Source organism: Citrobacter sp. BIDMC107, assembly GCF_001037575.1.
Taxonomy (GTDB): domain Bacteria; phylum Pseudomonadota; class Gammaproteobacteria; order Enterobacterales; family Enterobacteriaceae; genus Citrobacter; species Citrobacter freundii.
Map to the genome: position 1 here is coordinate 4,097,521 of NZ_KQ089848.1, position 23,802 is coordinate 4,121,322.

The 23,802-nt window shown below is 52.5% G+C and carries 18 protein-coding genes; 14 read left to right on the top strand and 4 right to left on the bottom strand.

The window, feature by feature from the left end; genetic code table 11:
- Positions 1 to 65: 65 nt before the first annotated feature.
- Complete coding sequence (gene rcsC, locus SK39_RS19000) at positions 66 to 2,912, top strand: two-component system sensor histidine kinase RcsC (RefSeq protein WP_003027595.1); 2,847 nt, start codon at positions 66 to 68, stop codon at positions 2,910 to 2,912.
- 112 nt (positions 2,913 to 3,024) lie between these two features.
- Here rcsC and rcsB read toward each other — a convergent pair whose 3' ends face one another.
- Both rcsB and rcsD read right to left on the bottom strand, forming a co-directional pair.
- Positions 3,025 to 3,675, bottom strand: a complete 651-nt coding sequence (rcsB, locus tag SK39_RS19005) for a response regulator transcription factor RcsB (RefSeq protein ID WP_003027592.1) — start codon at positions 3,673 to 3,675, stop codon at positions 3,025 to 3,027.
- Positions 3,676 to 3,691: 16 nt separating this feature from the next.
- Positions 3,692 to 6,361 carry a phosphotransferase RcsD gene (rcsD, locus tag SK39_RS19010; RefSeq protein WP_003845134.1) on the bottom strand — a complete coding sequence of 890 codons (2,670 nt, stop codon included), beginning with the start codon at positions 6,359 to 6,361 and terminating at the stop codon, positions 3,692 to 3,694.
- 739 nt (positions 6,362 to 7,100) lie between these two features.
- Here rcsD and SK39_RS19015 point away from each other — a divergent pair.
- From SK39_RS19015 to mgtE, 6 genes are all read left to right on the top strand, one after another.
- Complete coding sequence (locus SK39_RS19015) at positions 7,101 to 8,201, top strand: porin OmpC (RefSeq protein WP_048217313.1); 1,101 nt, start codon at positions 7,101 to 7,103, stop codon at positions 8,199 to 8,201.
- A 115-nt stretch (positions 8,202 to 8,316) separates the two neighbouring features.
- Positions 8,317 to 9,369 carry an FAD:protein FMN transferase ApbE gene (gene apbE / locus SK39_RS19020; protein ID WP_046670095.1) on the top strand — a complete coding sequence of 351 codons (1,053 nt, stop codon included), beginning with the start codon at positions 8,317 to 8,319 and terminating at the stop codon, positions 9,367 to 9,369.
- Between the two features lie 79 nt (positions 9,370 to 9,448).
- Complete coding sequence (gene ada / locus SK39_RS19025) at positions 9,449 to 10,513, top strand: bifunctional DNA-binding transcriptional regulator/O6-methylguanine-DNA methyltransferase Ada (RefSeq protein WP_048217314.1); 1,065 nt, start codon at positions 9,449 to 9,451, stop codon at positions 10,511 to 10,513.
- Positions 10,513 to 11,163 carry a DNA oxidative demethylase AlkB gene (gene alkB / locus SK39_RS19030; protein WP_003027582.1) on the top strand — a complete coding sequence of 217 codons (651 nt, stop codon included), beginning with the start codon at positions 10,513 to 10,515 and terminating at the stop codon, positions 11,161 to 11,163. The genes ada and alkB overlap by 1 nt, the downstream gene beginning before the upstream one ends.
- A gap of 75 nt (positions 11,164 to 11,238) precedes the next feature.
- Positions 11,239 to 12,882, top strand: coding sequence for a multidrug ABC transporter permease/ATP-binding protein (locus SK39_RS19035; RefSeq protein WP_003027580.1), 1,644 nt, complete (start codon positions 11,239 to 11,241; stop codon positions 12,880 to 12,882).
- Positions 12,883 to 12,987: 105 nt separating this feature from the next.
- Positions 12,988 to 14,424 carry a magnesium transporter gene (mgtE, locus tag SK39_RS19040; protein ID WP_003027576.1) on the top strand — a complete coding sequence of 479 codons (1,437 nt, stop codon included), beginning with the start codon at positions 12,988 to 12,990 and terminating at the stop codon, positions 14,422 to 14,424.
- On the opposite strand, the gene SK39_RS19045 is transcribed toward mgtE, so the two are convergent.
- Positions 14,387 to 15,634, bottom strand: coding sequence for a SulP family inorganic anion transporter (locus SK39_RS19045; protein WP_032936865.1), 1,248 nt, complete (start codon positions 15,632 to 15,634; stop codon positions 14,387 to 14,389). The two genes, mgtE and SK39_RS19045, sit on opposite strands and share 38 nt — an antisense overlap.
- 278 nt (positions 15,635 to 15,912) lie before the next feature.
- On the opposite strand from SK39_RS19045, the gene mqo reads away from it, so the two are divergent.
- Entirely contained in the window at positions 15,913 to 17,574 is a 1,662-nt protein-coding gene (gene mqo / locus SK39_RS19050) for a malate dehydrogenase (quinone) (protein ID WP_016150680.1), read from the top strand.
- A gap of 92 nt (positions 17,575 to 17,666) precedes the next feature.
- On the opposite strand, the gene eco is transcribed toward mqo, so the two are convergent.
- Positions 17,667 to 18,164 (bottom strand): serine protease inhibitor ecotin, encoded by a 498-nt coding sequence (gene eco / locus SK39_RS19055; protein ID WP_003839433.1) that lies wholly within the window; start codon positions 18,162 to 18,164, stop codon positions 17,667 to 17,669.
- Between the two features lie 412 nt (positions 18,165 to 18,576).
- Between eco and napF the strand changes: the two genes are divergently transcribed.
- The 6 genes from napF to napB are packed head-to-tail and all read left to right on the top strand — an operon-like array spanning position 18,577 to position 23,802.
- The gene (gene napF, locus SK39_RS19060) at positions 18,577 to 19,068 is read left to right on the top strand and encodes a ferredoxin-type protein NapF (protein ID WP_003027564.1); all 492 of its coding nucleotides are present in this window, start codon (positions 18,577 to 18,579) and stop codon (positions 19,066 to 19,068) included.
- A complete protein-coding gene (napD, locus tag SK39_RS19065; protein ID WP_032936605.1) occupies positions 19,058 to 19,321 on the top strand; it encodes a chaperone NapD in 264 nt (87 codons plus the stop codon). The genes napF and napD overlap by 11 nt, the downstream gene beginning before the upstream one ends.
- Positions 19,318 to 21,804 (top strand): nitrate reductase catalytic subunit NapA, encoded by a 2,487-nt coding sequence (gene napA / locus SK39_RS19070; RefSeq protein WP_003027558.1) that lies wholly within the window; start codon positions 19,318 to 19,320, stop codon positions 21,802 to 21,804. Before napD ends, napA begins: the two co-directional genes overlap by 4 nt.
- A gap of 6 nt (positions 21,805 to 21,810) precedes the next feature.
- Complete coding sequence (gene napG, locus SK39_RS19075; RefSeq protein WP_048217315.1) at positions 21,811 to 22,506, top strand: ferredoxin-type protein NapG; 696 nt, start codon at positions 21,811 to 21,813, stop codon at positions 22,504 to 22,506.
- Entirely contained in the window at positions 22,493 to 23,356 is an 864-nt protein-coding gene (napH, locus tag SK39_RS19080) for a quinol dehydrogenase ferredoxin subunit NapH (RefSeq protein WP_003027552.1), read from the top strand. The genes napG and napH overlap by 14 nt, the downstream gene beginning before the upstream one ends.
- Positions 23,353 to 23,802, top strand: a complete 450-nt coding sequence (gene napB / locus SK39_RS19085; protein ID WP_003839442.1) for a nitrate reductase cytochrome c-type subunit — start codon at positions 23,353 to 23,355, stop codon at positions 23,800 to 23,802. Before napH ends, napB begins: the two co-directional genes overlap by 4 nt.

Sequence of the window (23,802 nt, forward strand, 5' to 3'; positions counted from 1 at the left end):
ACAAAAGACATTTACCGCTACCTTAACCACACTCTATTAATGCCCTGAGGCGGAGCTTCGCCCCTTTGAAATACCTTGCTTCCGTTCATTCAACCCTAAAAGTCTCACGCTACCTGTTCAGAGCGCTGGCGCTCGTTATCTGGTGTCTGATCGCGTTTGCCTCCGTGTTCTACATTGTGAATGCGCTGCACCAGCGAGAGTCTGAGATCCATCAGGAGCTTAATCTCAGCTCCGATCAGGCCCAACGTTACATTCAGCGCACCTCTGATGTGATTAAAGAGCTGAAATATATTGCCGAAAATCGCTTAACGGCGGAAAACGGCGTGATGTCGCTGCGGGCGCGAGACGATAAAACCGTCGTGCCTAATTTTGAGCCGCTGTTTGCCGACTCCGACTGTTCGGTAATGGGCAACGCCTGGCGAGGTTCTCTGGAATCACTGGCATGGTTTATGCGCTACTGGCGCGACAACTTTTCCGCCGCTTATGATTTAAATCGAGTGTTCCTGATCGGCAGCGACAACCTCTGTATGGCCAATTTCGGTTTGCGTGATATGCCCGTCGAACGAGACGAGGCCCTGAAGGCTCTGCATGAGCGCATTATTAAGTATCGCAATGCTACGCAAGAAGAAAACGGCAACAACTTGTTCTGGATTAGCCAGGGGCCGCGTCCGGGAGTAGGGTATTTCTATGCACTGACGCCGGTTTACCTCGCCAATCGTCTCCAGGCGCTGTTGGGCGTAGAGCAGCCTATTCGCATGGAGAATTTCTTCACACCGGGTAGTTTACCTATGGGCGTGACCATCCTCGACGAAAATGGCCATGCGCTAATTTCTCTCACCGGCCCTGAAGGGAATATTAAGGCTGAGCCCCACTGGATGCAGGAGCGCTCCTGGTTTGGTTACACGCCAGGTTTCCGCGAGCTGGTACTGAAGAAAAATCTGCCTCCGTCCTCCCTGAGCATCGTGTACTCCGTTCCTGTCGACCTGGTGCTGGAGCGGATCCGCATGATGATCCTGAACGCTATATTGCTGAACGTGCTGGTCGGGGCGGCATTGTTTATGCTCACGCGCATGTATGAACGGCGCATTTTTATTCCAGCGGAAAGTGATGCTCAGCGGCTGGAAGAACATGAGCAGTTTAACCGTAAAATCGTGGCTTCTGCGCCGGTGGGTATTTGTATTCTGCGCACGATGGATGGCATTAATATCCTGAGTAACGAACTGGCGCACACCTATCTGAACATGCTGACGCATGAAGACCGTCAGCGGTTAACGCAAATTATTTGCGGCCAACAGGTCAATTTTGTTGATGTGCTGACCAGCAACAATACCAATCTGCAAATCAGCTTTGTGCACTCGCGCTATCGTAATGAAAACGTGGCAATTTGTGTCCTTGTTGATGTCAGTGCGCGCGTTAAAATGGAAGAGTCGTTGCAGGAGATGGCACAGGCGGCGGAACAGGCTAGCCAGTCAAAATCGATGTTCCTTGCGACGGTGAGCCATGAGCTACGTACACCGCTGTATGGCATTATCGGTAACCTTGATTTGTTGCAAACCAAAGAGTTACCGAGTGGGGTGGATCGTCTGGTAACGGCGATGAATAACTCTTCCAGCCTGCTGCTGAAAATTATCAGCGATATTCTCGACTTCTCAAAGATTGAATCTGAACAGCTGAAGATTGAACCGCGAGAGTTTTCACCGCGTGAAGTCATGAACCATATTACGGCTAACTATTTGCCGCTGGTGGTCCGCAAGCAGTTGGGGTTGTACTGCTTTATCGATCCGGATGTGCCTGTGGCGCTGAATGGCGATCCGATGCGTTTACAACAGGTGATTTCTAATCTACTGAGTAACGCAATCAAGTTTACCGATACCGGTTGTATTGTGTTGCACGTGCAGTGCAGCGGCGACTATCTGAGCATTCGAGTGCGTGATACGGGTGTAGGGATCCCTGCCAAAGAGGTGGTTCGGTTGTTCGATCCTTTCTTCCAGGTGGGGACTGGCGTACAGCGTAATTTCCAGGGAACGGGACTTGGTTTGGCGATCTGTGAAAAACTGATCAGCATGATGGATGGGGATATTTCCGTCGATTCCGAGCCGGGAATGGGGAGCCAGTTTACGCTGCGTATTCCGCTTTATGGCGCACAGTATCCGCTGAAAAAGGGTGTTGAAGGATTGGCTGGCACACGTTGCTGGCTGGCGGTACGTAATGCGTCACTGTACCATTTTCTCGAATCCAGCCTGACGCGTAATGGGATGACGGTGCTGCGGTATGAGGGACAACAGCCCGATGCGGATGACCTGTTGGTGGCCGACGATGTGCTGGAACAGGCCTGGCAGGGGCGAGCAGCGGTGATTTTCTGCCGCCGACATATTGGCATTCCGCTGGAAAGAGAGCCTGGAGAATGGGTACACAGCGTGGCGTCACCGCACGAACTGCCTGCGCTGTTGGCACATATCTACAGTGTAGAGTTGGGGAGTGAAGAGCTCTCCACGGCGCTGCCAACCCCGGATAAAGCCGGTGCGACGAACGATGACATGATGATCCTGGTTGTTGACGATCACCCTATAAACCGGCGCTTACTGGCCGATCAATTGGGATCGTTGGGATATCAGTGTAAAACCGCGAATGACGGTGTGGATGCGCTCAATGTGCTCAGCAAAAATCATATCGACATTGTGCTGAGTGACGTCAACATGCCAAACATGGATGGTTATCGCCTGACCCAGCGTATCCGCCAGTTAGGGTTAACGCTGCCGGTTGTCGGCGTGACGGCCAACGCGCTGGCCGAAGAGAAGCAGCGTTGCCTGGAATCGGGTATGGATAGCTGTTTGTCTAAGCCAGTGACGTTGGATGTATTGAAGCAAACTCTGACGGTCTATGCGGAAAGGGTGAGGAAGGCGCGGGAATAACAGATGCCGGATGGCGGCGCTTGCCTTATCCGGCCTACGGAACACGCACCACGCAGTGTCATTCGTAGGCCTGATAAACGGCGTGCCATCAGGCACTTTGGTGTTAAAAGAATTACTCTTTGTCTGAGGGACTCAGCGTTACGGAAGAGAGGTAATTCAACAGGGCGATATCGTTTTCCACACCGAGTTTCATCATTGCCGACTTTTTCTGGCTGCTGATGGTTTTAATACTACGGTTGAGTTTTTTCGCGATTTCAGTAACCAGGAAACCTTCGGCAAACAGACGCAGAACTTCACTCTCTTTCGGTGACAGACGTTTGTCGCCATAGCCGCTGGCGCTGATTTTTTCCAGCAGACGAGACACGCTTTCCGGGGTGAATTTCTTACCTTTCTGCAGTGCGGCAAGCGCTTTCGGCAGATCGGTTGGCGCACCTTGCTTCAGTACGATCCCTTCAATATCGAGATCCAGTACCGCGCTCAGAATAGCCGGATTGTTGTTCATGGTCAGAACGATAATCGACAGGCTCGGGAAATGACGCTTGATATATTTAATTAACGTGATCCCATCACCGTATTTATCTCCCGGCATGGAGAGGTCGGTAATCAACACATGCGCATCCAACTTAGGCAAATTGTTGATCAGTGCAGTGGAGTCTTCAAATTCGCCGACAACATTTACCCACTCGATTTGCTCAAGTGATTTACGAATACCGAACAGTACAATCGGGTGGTCATCGGCAATAATTACGTTCATAGTGTTCATGTATTGGGCTACCTTGCTACAGCAAGCTCTTGACGTAAACGTCAATGTCGCTGATGTATTTTTCTATACCTGGAGCATCTTTCTCTTGAATAAGATGTTCCAGCGCTTCACATAACTGCTTGCCGGGTACCAGATTAAGCATGGCAAACACGCCTTTCAGGCGATGGGCCGTTTGGGCTAACGCAGCGAAATCGCTGATAGCCGCCTCAGTATACAACCTCTTAACATCATCCGGTACTGTGTCTACAAAGAGAGCGTAGTAACCACTGGCATGAAGTTCGGCGTTTTCATCTCCGCCGAGGGGGAGTTCCTGGAACCCTTCTTGCGCCAGTTGCTCTTCAATCAGCTCAAGGACAGCTTCCTGCATAGCATTGCTCATATTAAAGTTAACGCGCAGTTGGCCAGGGCCAATTTTCCGCACGCCAGACTCATCATCGCTTAAAAGTAGGCCTGAAGCAGTAAGATTAGACGGATTATCCGTTAAAAAGAGATCATATTCTTGACTATTCAACCGTTCATCGGGCGTGATGCAGGTTGCCCCCCAGTTTTCCAGCTGACGTAATACAATGCTACGTACGTCATTTGAGGTGACATCAACCATTACGCAGACGTCATCCAACAGGCGCTCTTCACTATCAGCATGTTGATCGTGCAGCGGCATTTTAACATGGACGATATAACGTGTTCCAAGTTCTTCCCGCGCTTTGATATTCAGGTGTCCGCCAAGCTTACGGGCTAACTGATCGCACAACCAGAACGTCAGAGGGTTGGCTTTGCCATACCGATCGCCCTGCGTGTCATTGATGAACGGGAAATGGAGATTATCAACTTCATTCAATGTGACGCCTTGCCCGGTATCCAGAATGCGGAAGGTCAGGCGTTCAGCCTCTGACTCATCCTGGTCGACTTCCAGCGTGATTTTACCAATCTGCGTGGTGGTTACCGCATATTGGATCAACAGCAGCAAAATACGGCGCAAGGCATCGCGATCGCCACGGCGTTCATCATGGGCGCTAAGGTGATTTTTAATCAGTAGCTGCAGCCCCTTACGCTTAATGGCTGGCAGAACCTCCGGAACTACGTCGTCAATTAATGCCTGCACGGAAAACAGTGTGGATTCACCTTTCCAGGCATCGTTCTCCAGCAGGTTGGCTAGCTGGATTTCGTCCACCATTCGCACCAGAACGTCGGCCTGATTTGCCAGTTTCTGGCTGTCCGGTGTATTGAGCGCGGCGGCATTGGCAGCCAACGTTTTCGCGGGGTCTTTCAGCGCGCTGCCAATATTCTGCATAAAGGCCGCGCGGGCCTGCTGATTTTTCTCATACAGCCGCTGCGCTTGTTTCAGCTTCTTATTGACCAGCACTTCGCGGTCCTGGTCACGAATGATAAAGATCTGCGTTCTCGGGGAGATCTGGCTGCGAAACAGTCTGATTTCATACAGTTCATTATTGATGGTGGCCTGAATGATTCCCTGATGCTGCTCTGCCATGTTGGTAATGTTTTGCAGATTTAAATGCGGCAGCAGGTGATCGGCAATTTTGTTGCTGATCACCGTACGATTTGCTTCCTGATCGTGTACCAGTAATCCCAGTGGCAGAAGGGAAACAATCTCTTCATTGATTGCGCGAAGAACGCGCAGTTCATTATTTGCCGCAAGGTTTGGCGCCACTTGGGTGGAACGGACTGGGAGGTGGCGAAAAGTGGTATAGCCAAATAGCGCCAGGGCCAGCAACGCAATGTTCAGCAAAAGCGGTAGCAGAATGCTTTGCAATGTATCGAGCAGCAATGAGCCAAACGGAACCTGCCATACCAGCCGCATATCCGTTGAGTTTAGCGCCGAAGAGATCTCAATTTTACTGTTGTTGAAATTAATGCTGACGCTGTCAGGCGACTCTTTTTCATTCAGGTGCTCGGTCGTTGAGGTGGCATCTGGTTCCAGATAGAAACTGTCCAGCGGCATACCGGGCGGGATCAAGTCATTAATCGGCAGGTCAAAGGCGACAACCGTTGCCAGATGTCCTGGCTGATTAAAGGTCGTGCGTAGCGTGAAGTAATGCCCGTTCTGCCAGGCTAGACGGCGCAGTGAAGAGAAGCTTTCACGTTCATCTAGCGCATTAGCCTGTTGCAGCATCTCAGCGCGCCGGGAATCGACAATATTCCCAATCGTCGATTCTTTAAAACCGGAGGTAAGATCTTTCAGCGGTAACGTCGAGATTAGGATCAGACTGTTGTCCTGACCATTCAGGTAATACATTGACCATGGGACATTCTCTGCGCCCCACAACGTATCCAGATATGTTGAAATGCGCTGGGTCATTTCCAATGTAGAACTGTCATGCGAGCCGAAAATCAGTGCCTCGGTCTTTCTGCGCGGCTTCTCAAGATAATAGACGTCTTGTTTCAGACGCGTTTCCTGCAGCCCTTCTGCACCCGGCGAACTGGTTGAGGCGGCAATGTTGTCATAGATTTGCCAGGTCACGTATCGCCAGGTATCGACCCTTTTATGAATGGCATGGGTAATATCGACGATCTGATAGCTCTTATCTTTTAACCAGGTGTTGACGGCGCTCTGGACCATAACACCCATCATCACCAACAGCACAACGATCAGTAATAAGAAGAAACGGGTAATACTTCCTGGCAACAGGGAGAATCGGGTGGAAACCGTTGTGTCAGACTGACTCATTCGTGTTTATGACCTGTTAAACGACGCGAAAGATGAAGGGGCAGTATAAAGGGTAATGTATGAATTACCACACTTACACCGCGCGGCAGAGGTTGCATTTTTTACGCCTCATTTGGTTGCGCCCGTGACGGTGCAAAGGTGTACAGTGGATAACGGCGGGTACAAATATTCGTACGGAAAGTATACATTTAGCATTAAATAACAATCAATTATTTGTCAGGCTTATATCTGAGCGCAGTGCTATGAGATAGTTAATAGTCGTTATAGTTTTGCATCGGTAGCACAGAAAGGTAAGTTTTGTGTAAAGAAGGGTAAAAAAAAACCGAACGCTGAGCATTCGGCTGAAATAGGGGTAAACAGACATTCATAAATGAATGACGGTAATAAATAAAGTTAATGATGATAGCGGGTCTATTTTAGTTGCGAGTGAAGATTTTTTTTTTGTCATTCAGTGCTATAAGATTTTTTCGTGTAATTAATTGATTTTAAAGATTATTGATATGATTCTTGATTATTTGTGCTTATTTTGCCTATTTTTTGATTTTAAAAAAGTTCCCTTGTATTAATATTTTGAAACATCTATGCGGATAAATGAAACACCTTAAAAGTTTTAGTATCATATTCGTGTTGGATTATTCTGTGTTTTTGCGGAGAATGAAGTTGCCGACTGGTTAATGACCTTAATCAGTATGCAGTGGCATAAAAAAGCAATAAAGGCATATAACAGAGGGTTAATAACATGAAAGTTAAAGTACTGTCCCTCCTGGTACCAGCACTGCTGGTAGCAGGCGCAGCGAATGCGGCTGAAATTTATAACAAAGACGGCAACAAATTAGACCTTTACGGCGAAGTCGACGGTCTGCACTATTTCTCCGATGACAAAAGCGCTGATGGTGACCAAACCTATATGCGTATCGGCTTCAAAGGCGAAACTCAGGTTAATGACCAACTGACCGGTTACGGCCAGTGGGAATACCAGATTCAGGGTAACGCGCCTGAATCTCAGAACAACTCCTGGACGCGTGTGGCGTTTGCGGGTCTGAAATTCGCTGATGTTGGTTCTTTCGACTACGGTCGTAACTACGGCGTAGTTTACGATGTAACGTCCTGGACCGACGTTCTGCCGGAATTCGGCGGCGACACCTACGGTTCTGACAACTTCATGCAGCAGCGTGGTAACGGTTTCGCGACCTACCGTAACACCGACTTCTTCGGCCTGGTTGATGGCCTGAACTTTGCCCTGCAGTATCAGGGTAAAAACGGTAGCCCGGAAGGCGAAGGCATGACCGGCGTGACCAACAACGGTCGTGAAGCACTGCGTCAGAATGGCGACGGCGTTGGCGGATCTATCACTTATGATATCGGCGAAGGCTTCTCTCTGGGTACTGCAGTCACCAGTTCAAAACGTACCGACGAACAGAACCGTTTGAACTTCGGTACCGGCGACCGTGCTGAAACCTATACCGGTGGTATTAAATACGACGCGAACAACTTCTACTTTGCAACTCAGTACACTCAGACCTACAACGCAACGCGTGCAGGCTCCCTGGGTTGGGCTAACAAAGCACAGAACTTCGAAGCGGTTGCTCAGTACCAGTTCGACTTCGGTCTGCGTCCGTCCGTGGCTTACCTGCAGTCTAAAGGTAAAGACCTGGGCCGTGGCTATGGCGACGAAGACATCGTGAAATATGTTGATGTTGGTGCGACTTACTACTTCAACAAAAACATGTCCACCTATGTTGATTACAAAATCAACCTGCTGGATGACAATCAGTTCACCCGTGGCGCAGGTATCGGTACCGATGATATCGTAGCGCTGGGTCTGGTTTACCAGTTCTAATCTATATTTATTGTTATCAAAGGCCCTGCGGGGCCTTTTTTAATGCTGTTTTTCCGCCGTACAAACAACGATTTTTGGTGTACTCTTGCGCGCGTTCGCATGAGGATAATTACGTATGGAAATGAAATTCTATCGCGCAGCGCTGCTGGCGGTGACGATTTTTTTTGTCGGGTGCGATGAAGCCCCGAAACCTGCTCAGACCACAACGCCAGCCACCGTTCTGGAAGGTAAAACCATGGGCACTTTCTGGCGGGTCAGTGTCGTGGGCGTCGATGCAAAACGCGCCGCAGAACTACAGGTGAAGATCCAGACTCAGCTTGATGCCGATGATCAACTGCTCTCCACCTATAAAAATGACTCTGCATTGATGCGCTTTAACTTATCGAATAGTTTGTCACCATGGCCGGTTAGCGACGCCATGGCGGATATCGTGACCTCGGCGCTACGCATTGGCGCAAAAACCGATGGGGCTATGGATATCACCGTGGGGCCGTTAGTCAATCTGTGGGGCTTTGGCCCGGATCAGCAACCGTTGCATATTCCCACCCAAGAGCAAATTGACGCTGCAAAAGCGAAAACCGGACTTTCACATCTAAAGGTCGTGAATGAAGCGCATCAGAATTACCTGCAAAAAGACTTGCCGGATCTGTATGTGGATCTCTCTACCGTTGGCGAAGGGTACGCCGCCGATCATCTGGCACGATTAATGGAGCAGGAAGGGATCGCCCGTTATCTGGTTTCCGTTGGTGGTGCGCTAAACAGCCGCGGTATGAATGCTGAAGGGCATCCGTGGCGTGTCGCAATTCAGAAACCGACCGATCGTGAAAACGCGGTGCAGGCGATTGTAGACATTAACGGGCATGGCATTAGCACCTCCGGCAGCTACCGTAACTATTATGAGCTGGATGGCAAGCGTCTTTCCCATGTTATCGATCCGCAAACCGGTCGTCCGATTGAACACAACCTGGTGTCCGTAACGGTCATTGCACCAACGGCGCTGGAAGCTGACGGCTGGGATACTGGATTGATGGTGCTCGGCCCGGAAAAGGCCAAAGAAGTTGTGCGTCGTGAAGGGCTGGCGGTCTATATGATTATGAAAGAGGGCGAGGGGTTTAACACCTGGATGTCGCCGCAGTTCAAAAGCTTTCTGGTCAGCGAAAAAAATTAAAAAGCAAGATTGCGGGTTTTTGTATCCGGCTATGGGGACACACTGAGGCTAAGCGCTATGCTTAACAAAGGAGTCCGAAATGAAAAATCGTTTACGCATCACTGACGATGACCGTTGGCAGTCCGTTTTGGCTCGTGACGCCGACGCCGACGGTCAGTTTGTTTTTGCCGTCCAGACCACCGGTATTTTCTGCCGTCCGTCCTGTCGGGCAAAACATGCGCTGCGCAAAAATGTCTGCTTTTTCTCTGATGCTCAGCAGGCGCAGGCTGCCGGGTTTCGCCCCTGTAAGCGCTGCCAGCCGGATAAAGACAGCGCGCAACAGCATCGACTGGACAAAATTGCCCGCGCCTGCCAGTTGTTGGAGCAAGAGTCACCTCTTACGCTGGACGAGTTGGCACAACAGGTGGCAATGAGCCCGTATCACTTACATCGCTTGTTCAAAGCTACGACAGGCATGACCCCGAAAGCGTGGCAGCAGTCCTGGCGTGCCCGCCGTCTGCGCGATGCTCTGGCGAAAGGTGTTCCGGTTACGCAGGCGATTCTCAACGCCGGATTCCCCGACAGCAGCAGCTATTACCGCAAAGCGGATCAGACATTAGGCATGACCGCAAAGCAATTTCGTAAAGGTGGCGACAACGTTTCTGTACGCTATACCCTCGCAGATTGCGCTCTGGGTCGTTGTCTGGTGGCAGAAAGCGAGCGGGGTATCTGTGCGATCTTACTTGGTGATGATGACGCCACGTTAGTTGCGGATCTGCATGAGCTGTTTCCCGCCGCGCAGGATGTTCCTGCAGATGCCGATTTTCAGCAGCGCGTGCGCGAAGTGATCGCCGCGATCAACTCGCGTGACGCGTCGCTATCGCTACCCCTGGATATCCGGGGCACCGCATTTCAGCAGCAGGTGTGGCAGGCGCTGCGCGCAATTCCGTGCGGCGAAACAATGAGCTACCAACAGCTGGCCAGCGCCATCGGCAAACCGAAGGCGGTACGCGCGGTGGCCAGTGCCTGTGGGGCCAACAAACTGGCGATTGTTATTCCGTGTCACCGGGTGATCCGTGGTGATGGCGCACTTTCGGGCTACCGATGGGGTATTGCGCGCAAGGCGCAGTTACTGCAACGGGAAACTACTGGCGAGGAAACATAATGCTCGATCTTTTTGCGGATGCTAAACCCTGGCAGGAGCCGCTGGCTTCAGGTGCGGTTATTCTGCGACGTTTCGCTTTTGACTCTGCACCTACTTTACTGCAGGCGATAGCGGCTGTCGCCAGACAGTCGCCATTTCGTCAGATGGTAACGCCCGGCGGCTATACGATGTCGGTGGCAATGACCAACTGCGGCCATCTGGGCTGGACGACGGATCAGCATGGCTATCTTTATTCTCCGTTTGATCCACTCACCGGCGTGCACTGGCCGCCGCTGCCGGATGCATTTGCTGACCTGTGTCAACAGGCGGCGACGGCGGCGGGCTATGCTGATTTTCAACCCGATGCCTGCCTGATTAACCGCTACACGCCAGGGGCAAAACTGTCCTTACATCAGGATAAAGACGAGCCCGACCTGCGGGCGCCGATTGTCTCTGTATCGCTGGGGCTACCGGCCATCTTTCAATTTGGCGGATTGCGCCGTAATGACCCTTTAAAGCGTTTGCTGCTGGAACATGGCGATGTCGTGGTGTGGGGCGGTAATTCGCGGCTGTTTTATCATGGGATCCAGCCGCTTAAAACGGGGTATCATCCGTTGACCGGAGACTGTCGTTACAATCTGACGTTTCGTCAGGCAGGTAAAAAAGAATAAAAATAAGAATTATTATTGCTGTCAGTGAAGAGATGTTTAAACTGCGGGCTGTTATTACTTGTCCGGGTTGTGTGCATGGAACTTTTACTTCTTGTCTGGCGGCAGTATCGCTGGCCATTTATCAGCGTGATGGCGCTCAGCCTCGCCAGCGCCGCGTTGGGGATTGGGCTGATTGCGTTTATCAACCAGCGTCTGATTGAAACGGTCGACACCACGCTGATGGTGCTACCGGAGTTTCTTGGCCTGCTGCTATTATTGATGGCCGTCACCCTCGGTTCACAACTGGCGCTCACCACGCTGGGACACCACTTTGTCTACCGACTGCGTAGCGAATTTATCAAACGGATTCTGGACACCCACGTCGAGCGCATCGAACAGCTTGGCAGCGCCTCGTTGCTGGCGGGTTTAACCAGTGATATCCGCAACATCACCATCGCCTTTGTTCGTCTGCCTGAGCTGGTACAGGGGATTATCCTGACAGTCGGATCGGCGGCGTATCTGGCGATGCTGTCGACTAAAATGCTGCTGGTGACAGCAATCTGGATGGCAATCACCATCTGGGGCGGATTTGTGCTGGTGGCGCGGGTGTATAAACACATGGCCACCTTGCGCGAAACTGAAGATAAGTTGTACAACGATTATCAAACGGTGCTGGAAGGGCGCAAAGAGCTGACGCTCAACCGTGAGCGTGCCGAGCATATCTTTAATCAGATGTACGTCCCGGATGCCAAAGAGTACCGTCACCATATTATTCGCGCCGATACTTTCCACCTGAGCGCAGTCAACTGGTCGAACATTATGATGCTGGGCGCCATTGGTTTGGTGTTCTGGATGGCCAACAGTCTGGGCTGGGCGGATACCGCCGTGGCGGCGACCTATTCGCTGACGCTGCTATTTTTACGCACGCCGCTGCTCTCTGCCGTTGGCGCGCTACCGACGCTGCTCACCGCGCAGGTAGCGTTCAACAAGCTGAACAGGTTTGCCCTTGCGCCCTTTAAGGCCGAATTCCCACGTCCAAATGCGTTTCCGAACTGGCAGACGTTGGAGTTACGTAACGTGGTTTTCCACTATCAGGATAACGCCTTCTCCGTTGGACCCGTGAATCTGACGATTCATCGCGGTGAACTGATCTTTCTGATTGGCGGTAACGGTAGCGGGAAATCTACGCTGGCGATGTTACTGACTGGTCTATACCAGCCGCAGTCAGGCGAAATATTGCTTGATGGTAAGGCCGTTGCCGTTGAAAAACCGGAAGACTACCGCAAGCTATTCTCCGCCGTGTTTACCGACGTCTGGCTGTTCGACAAACTGCTGGGGCCGGAAGGTAAAGAGGCTAATCCGCAGTTGGTCGCGAAGTGGCTGGAACATCTGAAGATGGGGCACAAGCTGGAGCTGAGCGATGGCCGTATCCTCAATCTGAAACTGTCGAAAGGGCAGAAGAAACGCGTGGCGCTGCTGCTGGCTCTGGCGGAGGAGCGCGACATCATTCTGCTGGACGAATGGGCTGCCGATCAGGATCCCCATTTCCGCCGGGAGTTCTATCAGGTGCTATTGCCTTTGATGCAGGAAATGGGCAAAACCATTTTCGCCATTAGCCACGACGATCACTATTTTATTCATGCCGACAGGCTGCTGGAAATGCGTAACGGACAGTTGAGTGAACTGCTGGGCGATGAACGTGAAGCCGCCTCGCGTGACGCGGTGGCTCGCACAGCCTGATCCCACGTGCCGCCGGTTTTTTAGCCACCCGGCGGCACTGTTTATTGTTATTTACATAAATCGGCATCATGATTAATGATATTTCATATCATGGATTTATGATTAATGTCCGTAATAAACAAAAACAGCGCCAGGCTGCGTGATGAAGAGCGTGCGCGCCTTATCTGGCTGCTGACCACTGATAAAGCCATTATTTCAACACTGTTGGGCAAGCTTACCCTGGCTGAGCAATATGACGTCGGTACGTTAGCCGACGATATTGCTGAGGTAGGGGCGCTGGTCGCCCACCTGCCGCCTCCCGATTTAGCCGATACCCTCGAAGCATTACCTTCAGAAGAGCGTCACGCCCTGTGGCGACTGGTCGAAAGTGAAAAGCGTGGTAACGTCCTGCTTGAGGCGTCTGAAAACGTCTGGGACGACCTGATCGATGAGATGAGTGACCGCGAAATACTGGATGCGCTGCAATATCTCGATATCGATGAACAGATTTATCTGGTGCAGCATCTCCCGCGTAACCTCACTGGACGGTTGCTGGCGACGTTACCAGCCGAAGAGCGGGCGCGTGTCCGCCAGGTAATGCATTACGAGAAGAATCGCGTCGGCGCGATTATGGAGTTCGAAGTCATCACCGTGCGTCCGGACGTGACGCTGGAAGTGGTGCAACGCTACCTGCGACGGTTGGGCAAAATGCCGGAGAACACCGATAAACTCTTCGTGACCGATCGCAATAAAGTGCTGGTTGGAGAACTGACGCTAACCTGCATTCTGCTCAATGATGTGCAACGCAAAGTCAGCGAGGTGATGGAAGATGACCCGCTCACCTTTTCTCCGGACGATATCGCTGAAAACGCTGCACGTACCTTCGAACGTGACGACCTGGTCAGTGCTGCAGTCGTTGACCCTTCAGGCAAGCTGATGGGCCGCTTAACTATCGATGAGATCGTCGATGTGGTCTATGAAGAAACTGATACCGATTTGCGTCGAATGGGGGGCTTAAGCGCCGGAGAGGATGTGTTTGCGCCCGTTACCAAAGCGGTAAAAACCCGTTGGGCGTGGCTGGCCGTTAACCTCTGTACCGCCTTTATCGCCTCGCGGGTGATCGACGGTTTTGAACATACGATTTCGCAACTGGTGGCGCTGGCCTCGCTGATGCCAATTGTGGCGGGAATTGGCGGCAATACCGGGAATCAAACCATCACCATGATCGTCCGCGCGCTGGCGCTACAAAATATTCAGCCGGGGAACCTGACGTTTTTGATCCTGCGCGAAATGGGCGTTGCAGTGATTAATGGCCTCGTATGGGGCGGAATTATGGGCGGTATTACCTGGTGGCTGTACGATGACATGGCGCTCGGCGGAGTAATGACCCTGGCGATGATGCTTAATTTGTTGATGGCAGCATTAATGGGGGTCATCATTCCGATGACGATGGTGAAGCTCGGGCGCGACCCGGCGGTTGGCTCGAGCGTCATGATTACGGCTATTACCGATACCGGCGGTTTCTTTATTTTTCTCGGTCTGGCAACGCTGTTTCTGATGTAGCCGCGCGTTTGCTTCTGACGATACGTGGCAGAATGAGCATTGCCATCACCCCGGTAACCACGCCAATCGCCAGGTTGCCGGTGGATACCGTGGCAGCGACGGTCACCAGCATCACCAGCGTTTCAGTGACGGGGAGTTTCCTCAGCGTGGCGGGCTGGATGCTGTGCCAACTGAAGGTTTTTACCGCCACAATCACCATAATTCCCGCCAGCACCGACATGGGTATTTCTGCCATCACTTCGCTTAACCCAGTGACTAACAGTAGTAATACCAGTCCGGCGGCAACCGTCGAGACGCGGCTGCGTCCTTTGCCCATCTCGACGTTAACGATGGTTTGACCAATCATCGCGCACCCGGCGATGCCGCCATAAAATCCGGCCAGAATATTGGCTATCCCCAGCCCGGCACTCTCGCGATTCTTATTCGACGGCGTCACCGTCAGGTCATCCACCAGACGGGCGGTCAACAGCGACTCCATCAAACCGACAAAAGCGATACTCAGCGCGCAGGGCCAGATAATCGCCAGCGTTTGCAGGTTGAGCGGAACCAACAACTGGGTGAAACCCGGCAGGCCGCCGCTCATCGAACCTTCGTCACCGACGGTCGGTAACAGTTGCCCGCTGGTGACAGTGAACACGGTCAGCAGCACGATGGCGATAAGCGGTGCGGGGATAGCTTTAATAAACCGCGGAACCCACAGCACAATCAGCAGCGTCAGGACAAACAGCCCCCAGATGAGCGGGCTTTTCCCCCAGAAATGAGGGACCTGGGCAAAGAAAATCAAAATACCTAGTGCGTTGACAAATCCGGTCATCACGGCCGTAGGGATGAATCGCATCAGACGTGCCATTCCCAATACACCAAACAGGATCTGAATCATCCCGGCCAGTACCACTGCAGGCAGGATGTATTGCACGCCGTGTTGATGCACCATTGGACCAATCACCAGCGCAACCGATCCTGCAGCGGCGGTAACCATTGCGGGACGACCACCTAAAAAGGACATCGCCAGGCACAGTACGACGGAGGCGATCAGACTGACTTTAGGATCAACGCCTGCGATAACGGAAAACGAGATCACTTCCGGGATCAGCGCCAGGGCGGTTACCACACCGGCCAGTGTTTCGCGAACCAGCAGACGGGGTTGGCGGAGCACGGCACGGGTCGCGTTTTCCGCGACTGCGACAGAGGAATGTTGAGTTGCAGACATAGTTACACTCAGGTCAAAAATGGCCTGATACAGCAGACCGACAGGCATCCGTGCGGTGAATAGCAAAGCGCAGCATAGTACCCGTCTGCCGGGCCGGTTTCCAGAAATGATTGCCAATAACCCTATAAAATATCAACGTATTTATAACATCTTTAAAAATTAAATATAATTTATAAACAATATTTAATTATTTTTACTTAAGTGTTACCGTTGATGCCGCTCGATTTTCACCTGCATTAAAAGCAAAAAAGCGATACTAAAAGTAAGGCATTAACATTATGAAAAAAGTGACTGCCATGCTCTTCACCATGGCTGTAGGGCTGAATGTTGTCTCGATGGCGGCAAAAGCGAAAGCGGCGGAAGAGCAGGAAACGGATGTACTGTTGATTGGCGGCGGCATCATGAGCGCCACGCTGGGAACCTATTTACAGGAGCTGGAGCCGCAATGGTCAATGACCATGGTTGAGCGACTGGATGGTGTAGCGCAGGAAAGCTCAAATGGCTGGAATAACGCCGGAACGGGACACTCCGCACTGATGGAGCTGAACTACACGCCTAAAAAGGCAGACGGTAGCATCAGCATTGAAAAGGCAGTCGACATTAACGAAGCCTTCCAGATTTCCCGCCAGTTTTGGGCATATCAGGTTAATAATGGCGTGATGCATGAACCACGCTCGTTTATCACTACCGTTCCGCACATGAGTTTTGTCTGGGGTGACGAGAACGTCAACTTCCTGCGTGCCCGTTACGCCGCATTGCAACAGAGCACGTTATTCCGCGGTATGCGTTATTCTGAAGATCACGCGCAGATTAAAGAGTGGGCGCCGCTGGTCATGGAAGGTCGTGATCCAAAACAGAAAGTCGCAGCAACGCGTACCGAGATTGGTACTGACGTGAACTACGGCGAAATCACGCGCCAGTTGATTACCTCATTGCAGAAAAAGCCCAACTTTGCGCTGCAGTTGAGCACCGAAGTGCGCGGTTTTAAGCGTAATGCCGACAATAGCTGGACGGTCACGGTCGCCGATCTGAAAAATAACGAAGCGGAACATGATATCAAGGCGAAGTTTGTCTTTATCGGTGCCGGTGGCGCTGCGCTGAAGCTGTTGCAGGAAACCGACATTCCGGAAGCGAAAGGCTATGCCGGATTCCCGGTGGGCGGGCAGTTCCTGGTTGCGGACAATCCGGACGTAGTCAACCGCCACCTGGCGAAAGTGTACGGTCAGGCCTCCGTTGGCGCGCCGCCGATGTCCGTACCGCACATCGACACGCGTATCCTTGATGGCAAGCGCGTTGTGCTGTTTGGGCCATTCGCGACATTCTCCACCAAGTTCCTGAAAAACGGTTCATTGTGGGATCTGCTCAGCTCGACCACCACGTCGAACTTTATGCCGATGGTCAACGTGGGTCTGGATAACTTCGATCTGGTGAAATATCTGGTGAGCCAGGTGATGCTCAGCGACGACGACCGTTTTGCTGCGCTGCAAGAGTACTATCCGCAGGCGAAAAAAGAAGACTGGCGTTTATGGCAGGCGGGCCAGCGTGTGCAGATCATCAAAAGCGATGCGGAGAAGGGCGGCGTGTTGCGTCTGGGTACTGAAGTCGTCAGCGATAAAGAAGGCACGATTGCTGCGCTGCTGGGAGCTTCTCCGGGCGCATCAACCGCGGCACCGATCATGCTGCATCTGATGGAAAAAGTGTTTAAAGATAAAGTGGCCAGCCCCGAGTGGCAGGCGAAGCTGAAAACCATCATTCCGTCTTATGGTACTAAGCTGAACGGTAACGTTGAGGCTACGGAACAAGAGTTGCAGTACACCAGTGAGGTTCTGGGTCTGAAATATGACAAGCCGCAGGTTGCTGATGAAGCACCGAAACCACAGCTGAAACCTCAGGCACAACCGCAGCCTGAACAGAAAGCCGTCGCGGATATCGCACTGTAAATACAATGCCGGATGGCGCTGCGCTTATCCGGCCTGTTTTATGCGTCTGTATGCCGGATAAGGCGGTACGCCGCCATCCGGCACATCCTGACTTAGCGCGCGACTGCGTCTTGAATTTTATCTTCTGCTTTCCAGATACGGTATTTAACGTCCACGTTTTCCGGGGTGTAGACCACAATCGGCAGCTTGCTGTTGTAACGGAGCATGCCGTCATCACCCAGATACGCAGTAATGAATTTCTTCTCTTTCTTACCGTCCGGGCAGGCCATCATGGTTGAAACCGGAGATGTGACTTTGTCGAAGACGTAGTAGTCATATCCCCAACCTTCCAGCGTTTTGCTGTCCAGTTCGCCACCCAGGCGGTGTTGGTTGCAGTCAACTTCCAGCGTTTGTCCGATCAGCAGTTCTACTTTCAGAGTAGATTCATCTTTCTCTGGGGTAAGCTGGATAACCTGGCGCTTCATACCCTTTTCCGCCTTAGGATAAGGGGCGACTTTTTCCAGCGGCTGAGCGGCGCTATCGTTACTGGCAGCCAATGCAGAAGTGCTGGTAAAGGCGGCGAAAAGTACGGCAGGGACAATTGTCTTCATCTTATTGTTCACAGTGTTTCCTTTCTTCTGTCTTTTGAACGAGTCAGGGGCAGGTTAACATATTCGCATCATCAATTAATCTGTATTTACTTATATTTTAAGTGTATCCAGCAATGGTTTACGTTCAATGTAGCGATATATTCTAAGAATCATCTTAAACATGAGATTATTATCTTAATATTGAATCGCTATATACGTGGCTATATAACTCATTGAAATGTGAGCAAAAGCGCATTTTTTCCCGCCAACTCAACACTCCTTTGATCCGGCAACAGCATTTACCCCAATTGGGGTATGCACCTCTAACACATCCTGAAATATCTTACGGCTAAAAATAACTACTCATAAATAGTGCAGTTTTTTATGTCGTTCAACCCGCCGAGGGAGGGCGTCATTATGGAAGGACAATGTCATGGTTGATTTATCCCGTCGAGGCATGTTGACAGGCAGTTGGCGAAACGCCAGCGCAGGGATCCGTCCGCCGTGGAGCAAGGAAGACTCTCACTTTCTGGCCCATTGCCTCCGTTGTGACGCCTGCATCCAGGCGTGCGAAACCGACATCCTGCAGCGAGGCCAGGGTGGTTACCCGAGCGTAAATTTCAAACACGGCGAGTGCAGCTTTTGCTATGCCTGCGCAGAAGCCTGTCCCGAATCACTTTTTCTTCCGCGCCACACCAGGGCATGGGATCTGAACTTTACGATTGGGGAAAACTGTCTCGCACATCAGTCCGTTGAATGTCACCGCTGTCAGGATAGCTGTGAGCCCATGGCAATAACCTTTCGCCCCACGCTGTCCGGCATTTATCAGCCGCAGCTCGACAATCAGGACTGTAACGGATGTGGCGCCTGTGTCGCTATCTGCCCGGTATCAGCCATTAACGCGGAGTACAACCATGGACAATAACTGGCAGGTCTGCAGCCTGGTCGTTCAGGCCAAAAGCCAGCATATCAACGATATCGCCACGCAGTTGCGTTCCTTTCCCGGTTGCGAAGTTGCCCTCAGCGATGTGGAAAGTGGTCAGTTGATTGTGGTGGTGGAAGCTGATCAAAGTGAAACGCTAATGAAAACAATTGAGTCAGTGCGCAACGTTGCGGGCGTGCTGGCGGTGTCGCTGGTTTATCACCAGCAGGATGAGCAAGGTGAGGAAACACCATGAAACTCAGTCGTCGTAGCTTTATGAAAGCTAACGCCGTTGCGGCCGCTGCGGCGGCTGCCGGGTTAAGCGTGCCGGGCGTTGCCCGCGCGGTAGTCGGTCAGCAAGAAGCCATCAAATGGGACAAAGCCCCGTGCCGTTTTTGCGGGACGGGCTGCGGCGTATTGGTCGGAACGCAGCAAGGGCGTGTTGTGGCATGCCAGGGCGATCCGGATGCGCCGGTTAACCGTGGGCTTAACTGCATCAAAGGTTACTTCCTGCCGAAAATCATGTACGGAAAAGACCGTTTAACGCAGCCGATGCTGCGCATGAAAGACGGCAAATATCACAAAGAAGGCGAGTTCACCCCGATTAGCTGGGACCAGGCTTTTGACGTGATGGAAGAGAAATTCAAAACGTCGATGAAAGAGAAAGGCCCGGAATCTATCGGCATGTTCGGCTCTGGCCAGTGGACGATTTGGGAAGGTTATGCTGCTGCCAAATTGTTTAAAGCGGGTTTCCGTTCCAATAACATCGACCCGAACGCACGTCACTGCATGGCCTCAGCGGTAGTCGGCTTTATGCGTACCTTCGGTATGGATGAACCGATGGGCTGCTATGACGATATCGAACATGCAGACGCCTTCGTCCTGTGGGGCGCGAATATGGCAGAGATGCACCCGATCCTGTGGTCGCGCATCACCAACCGTCGTCTGTCCGATCCTAACGTCAACGTCGCGGTTCTCTCCACTTTCCAGCACCGCAGCTTTGAGCTGGCGGATAACGGTATGGTCTTCACGCCGCAAACCGATCTGGTGATCCTCAACTACATCGCGAACTACATCATTCAAAACAATGCGATTAACCAGGATTTCTTTAGCAAGCACGTTAACCTGCGTAAAGGCGTGACGGACATCGGCTACGGTCTGCGTCCGACCCATCCGCTGGAAAAAGCGGCGAAAAACCCGGGATCCGATGCCTCTGAACCGATGAGCTTTGAGGATTACAAAGCCTTCGTTGCTGAGTACACGCTGGATAAAACCGCCGAAATGACCGGCGTACCAAAAGATCAGCTGGAACAACTGGCGCAGCTGTATGCCGATCCGAAGAAAAAAGTCATCTCCTACTGGACGATGGGCTTTAACCAGCACACCCGCGGTGTATGGGCCAACAACCTGGTCTATAACCTGCACTTGCTGACTGGCAAAATCTCCCAGCCAGGCTGTGGCCCGTTCTCTCTGACCGGCCAGCCTTCCGCATGCGGCACCGCGCGTGAAGTCGGTACATTCTCCCATCGTCTGCCTGCGGACATGGTGGTGACAAACGAAAAACACCGCGATATCTGCGAGAAGCACTGGAATATTCCGTCAGGGACCATTCCGGCAAAAATCGGTCTGCACGCCGTGGCACAAGACCGCGCGCTGAAAGATGGCAAGCTCAATGTCTACTGGGCGATGTGTACCAACAACATGCAGGCTGGTCCGAACATCAATGAGGAGCGTATGCCGGGCTGGCGCGATCCGCGCAACTTCATCATTGTCTCCGATCCGTACCCGACGGTCAGCGCCTTGTCTGCTGACCTGATCCTGCCGACTGCGATGTGGGTAGAGAAAGAAGGTGCCTACGGTAACGCTGAACGCCGTACACAGTTCTGGCGTCAGCAGATTAAAGCACCGGGCGAATCGAAGTCGGATCTGTGGCAACTGGTGCAGTTCTCTCGTCGCTTCAAAACAGAAGAAGTGTGGCCCGAAGAGCTGTTGGCACAAAAACCGGAGCTGCGTGGCAAAACGCTGTATGACGTGCTGTTTGCCACGCCAGCAGTGACAAAATTCCCGGTGACTGAACTGGCTGAAGATCAACTGAATGATGAATCCCGCGAGCTGGGCTTCTATCTGCAAAAAGGGTTGTTCGAAGAGTACGCCTGGTTTGGTCGCGGTCACGGGCATGACCTTGCGCCATTTGACGATTACCACAAAGCCCGCGGTTTACGCTGGCCGGTCGTCGAAGGCAAAGAGACCCAGTGGCGCTACAGCGAAGGCAACGACCCTTACGTGAAAGCAGGTGAAAGCTACAAGTTCTACGGTAAACCGGACGGTAAAGCGGTTATCTTCGCGCTGCCGTTTGAGCCTGCTGCTGAAGCGCCGGATAAAGAATATGACCTGTGGCTATCCACCGGACGTGTTCTGGAACACTGGCATACCGGCAGTATGACGCGTCGTGTGCCTGAACTGCACCGCGCTTTCCCGGAAGCCGTGCTGTTTATCCACCCGCTGGATGCAAAAGCACGCGATCTGCGTCGTGGCGATAAGGTCAAAGTGATTTCCCGTCGTGGCGAAGTGATTTCGATTGTTGAAACACGCGGTCGTAACCGTCCGCCGCAGGGGCTGGTGTACATGCCGTTCTTCGACGCCGCACAGCTGGTGAACAACCTGACGCTGGATGCGACGGATCCGCTCTCCAAAGAGACGGATTTCAAGAAGTGCGCCGTGAAACTGGCGAAGGTGTAACGCGTTATGTCCCGGTCAGCAAAACCCCAAAATGGCCGCCGCCGCTTTCTGCGCGATATGGTTCGCGCAGCGGGCGGGCTGGCCGTCGTTGGCGTGGCGCTGGGGTTGCAACAACAAACCGCACGCGCAACCGGCGTGCGGTTGCGCCCGCCAGGTGCACTGAGCGAGGAGGCATTTGCCAGCGCTTGCGTACGTTGCGGTCAGTGCGTTCAGGCATGTCCGTATGACACGCTGAAGCTGGCGACGCTGGCCTCCGGGCTGGCGGCTGGTACGCCATATTTTATCGCCCGTGATATTCCCTGCGAAATGTGTGAGGACATTCCATGCGCCAAAGCCTGCCCCAGCGGCGCGTTGGACAGAGAAATTGAATCCATTGACGATTCGCGTATGGGGCTGGCGGTACTGCTGGATCACGAAAACTGCCTCAACTATCAGGGATTACGCTGTGACGTTTGCTATCGCGAGTGCCCGAAAATCGATGAGGCGATCACCCTGGAGCTGGACCGTAACATGCGTACCGGCAAGCATGCGCGGTTTATTCCTACCGTGCACAGCGATGCCTGTACCGGCTGTGGGAAATGCGAAAAAGTCTGCGTACTGGAGCAGCCAGCAATAAAAGTGCTGCCGTTGTCGCTGGCGAAAGGGGAGTTAGGACACCATTACCGCTTCGGTTGGCTGGAGGGGAACAATGGCAAATCGTAAACGTGATGCCGGGCGTGAAGCGCAGGCAAAAAAAGGATGGTGGAAGAGTCATCGTTGGCTGCTGCTGCGTCGTCTGAGTCAGTTTCTGATACTGGCGATGTTCCTTAGCGGCCCGTGGCTTGGTGTTTGGATTCTGCATGGCAACTACAGTAGCAGCCTGTTGCTGGACGCTATCCCGTTCACCGATCCGCTGATTACTCTGCAAAGCCTGGCCAGCGGGCATCTGCCAGCGACGGTGGCGTTAACGGGGGCAGCCATCATTACGGTGCTGTATGCCCTGGCCGGTAAGCGACTGTTTTGCAGTTGGGTTTGTCCTATGAACCCGGTCACCGATTTAGCCAGCTGGTTGCGCAGAAGGTTTGACCTGAATCAGTCTGCGACCCTGCCGCGCCATATACGGTACGTCCTGCTGGTGGTCATTCTGGTCGGTTCAGCGCTGACTGGTACGCTGCTGTGGGAGTGGATAAACCCGGTTTCTTTGCTGGGACGTAGCCTGGTAATGGGATTCGGTAGCGGAGCGTTGCTGATCCTCGCGCTGTTTTTATTTGATTTACTGGTCGTTGAGCATGGCTGGTGCGGGCATCTCTGCCCACTGGGTGCGCTGTATAGCGTGGTGGGAAGTAAAGGTGCATTAACCGTTTCGGCAAAAGAACGTAACAGATGTAACCGCTGTATGGATTGTTTTCATGTTTGCCCGGAACCGCATGTGCTACGTGCGCCGGTGCTGGATGAGCAAAGTCCGGTGCAGGTAACCAGTCGCGATTGCATGGCCTGCGGTCGCTGTGTGGATGTCTGTTCTGAGGATGTTTTTACAATAACAACACGATGGAGTTCGGGAGCGAAATCATGAAAAGCCATGACCTGATTAAAGCGCTGAGTCAATGGATGGCCGCGCTGGCCTTGCTAGTCAGTGGGGCAGTTTGGGCTGCAAACGGAGTGGATCTGAGCCAGTCACCTGAAGTCTCAGGAACACAGGAAGGGGCGATTCGCATGCCGAAAGAGCAAGTGCGTATGCCGCTGAACTATGTGAATCAGCCGCCGATGGTTCCGCACAGCGTTGAAGGATATCAGGTGACGACTAACACCAACCGCTGCCTGCAATGCCACGGTGTGGAAAGCTATCGTACCACCGGTGCGCCGCGCATCAGTCCGACGCACTTTATGGATAGCGACGGCAAGGTATTGGCTGAAGTCGCGCCGCGTCGTTATTTCTGTCTGCAATGTCACGTTCCGCAGGCTGACGCCGCGCCGATTGTTGAAAATACCTTCACCCCCTCGAAAGGTTACGGGAAATAA

What these genes read in the sequence shown, in the direction of transcription:
- rcsB (WP_003027592.1), bottom strand. Translation starts at nt 3,675, where the DNA reads ATGAACACTATGAACGTAATTATTGCCGATGACCACCCGATTGTACTG.
- rcsD (WP_003845134.1), bottom strand. Translation starts at nt 6,361, where the DNA reads ATGAGTCAGTCTGACACAACGGTTTCCACCCGATTCTCCCTGTTGCCA.
- SK39_RS19015 (WP_048217313.1), top strand. Translation starts at nt 7,101, where the DNA reads ATGAAAGTTAAAGTACTGTCCCTCCTGGTACCAGCACTGCTGGTAGCA.
- apbE (WP_046670095.1), top strand. Translation starts at nt 8,317, where the DNA reads ATGGAAATGAAATTCTATCGCGCAGCGCTGCTGGCGGTGACGATTTTT.
- ada (WP_048217314.1), top strand. Translation starts at nt 9,449, where the DNA reads ATGAAAAATCGTTTACGCATCACTGACGATGACCGTTGGCAGTCCGTT.
- alkB (WP_003027582.1), top strand. Translation starts at nt 10,513, where the DNA reads ATGCTCGATCTTTTTGCGGATGCTAAACCCTGGCAGGAGCCGCTGGCT.
- SK39_RS19035 (WP_003027580.1), top strand. Translation starts at nt 11,239, where the DNA reads ATGGAACTTTTACTTCTTGTCTGGCGGCAGTATCGCTGGCCATTTATC.
- mgtE (WP_003027576.1), top strand. Translation starts at nt 12,988, where the DNA reads ATGTCCGTAATAAACAAAAACAGCGCCAGGCTGCGTGATGAAGAGCGT.
- SK39_RS19045 (WP_032936865.1), bottom strand. Translation starts at nt 15,634, where the DNA reads ATGTCTGCAACTCAACATTCCTCTGTCGCAGTCGCGGAAAACGCGACC.
- mqo (WP_016150680.1), top strand. Translation starts at nt 15,913, where the DNA reads ATGAAAAAAGTGACTGCCATGCTCTTCACCATGGCTGTAGGGCTGAAT.
- eco (WP_003839433.1), bottom strand. Translation starts at nt 18,164, where the DNA reads ATGAAGACAATTGTCCCTGCCGTACTTTTCGCCGCCTTTACCAGCACT.
- napF (WP_003027564.1), top strand. Translation starts at nt 18,577, where the DNA reads ATGGTTGATTTATCCCGTCGAGGCATGTTGACAGGCAGTTGGCGAAAC.
- napD (WP_032936605.1), top strand. Translation starts at nt 19,058, where the DNA reads ATGGACAATAACTGGCAGGTCTGCAGCCTGGTCGTTCAGGCCAAAAGC.
- napA (WP_003027558.1), top strand. Translation starts at nt 19,318, where the DNA reads ATGAAACTCAGTCGTCGTAGCTTTATGAAAGCTAACGCCGTTGCGGCC.
- napG (WP_048217315.1), top strand. Translation starts at nt 21,811, where the DNA reads ATGTCCCGGTCAGCAAAACCCCAAAATGGCCGCCGCCGCTTTCTGCGC.
- napH (WP_003027552.1), top strand. Translation starts at nt 22,493, where the DNA reads ATGGCAAATCGTAAACGTGATGCCGGGCGTGAAGCGCAGGCAAAAAAA.
- napB (WP_003839442.1), top strand. Translation starts at nt 23,353, where the DNA reads ATGAAAAGCCATGACCTGATTAAAGCGCTGAGTCAATGGATGGCCGCG.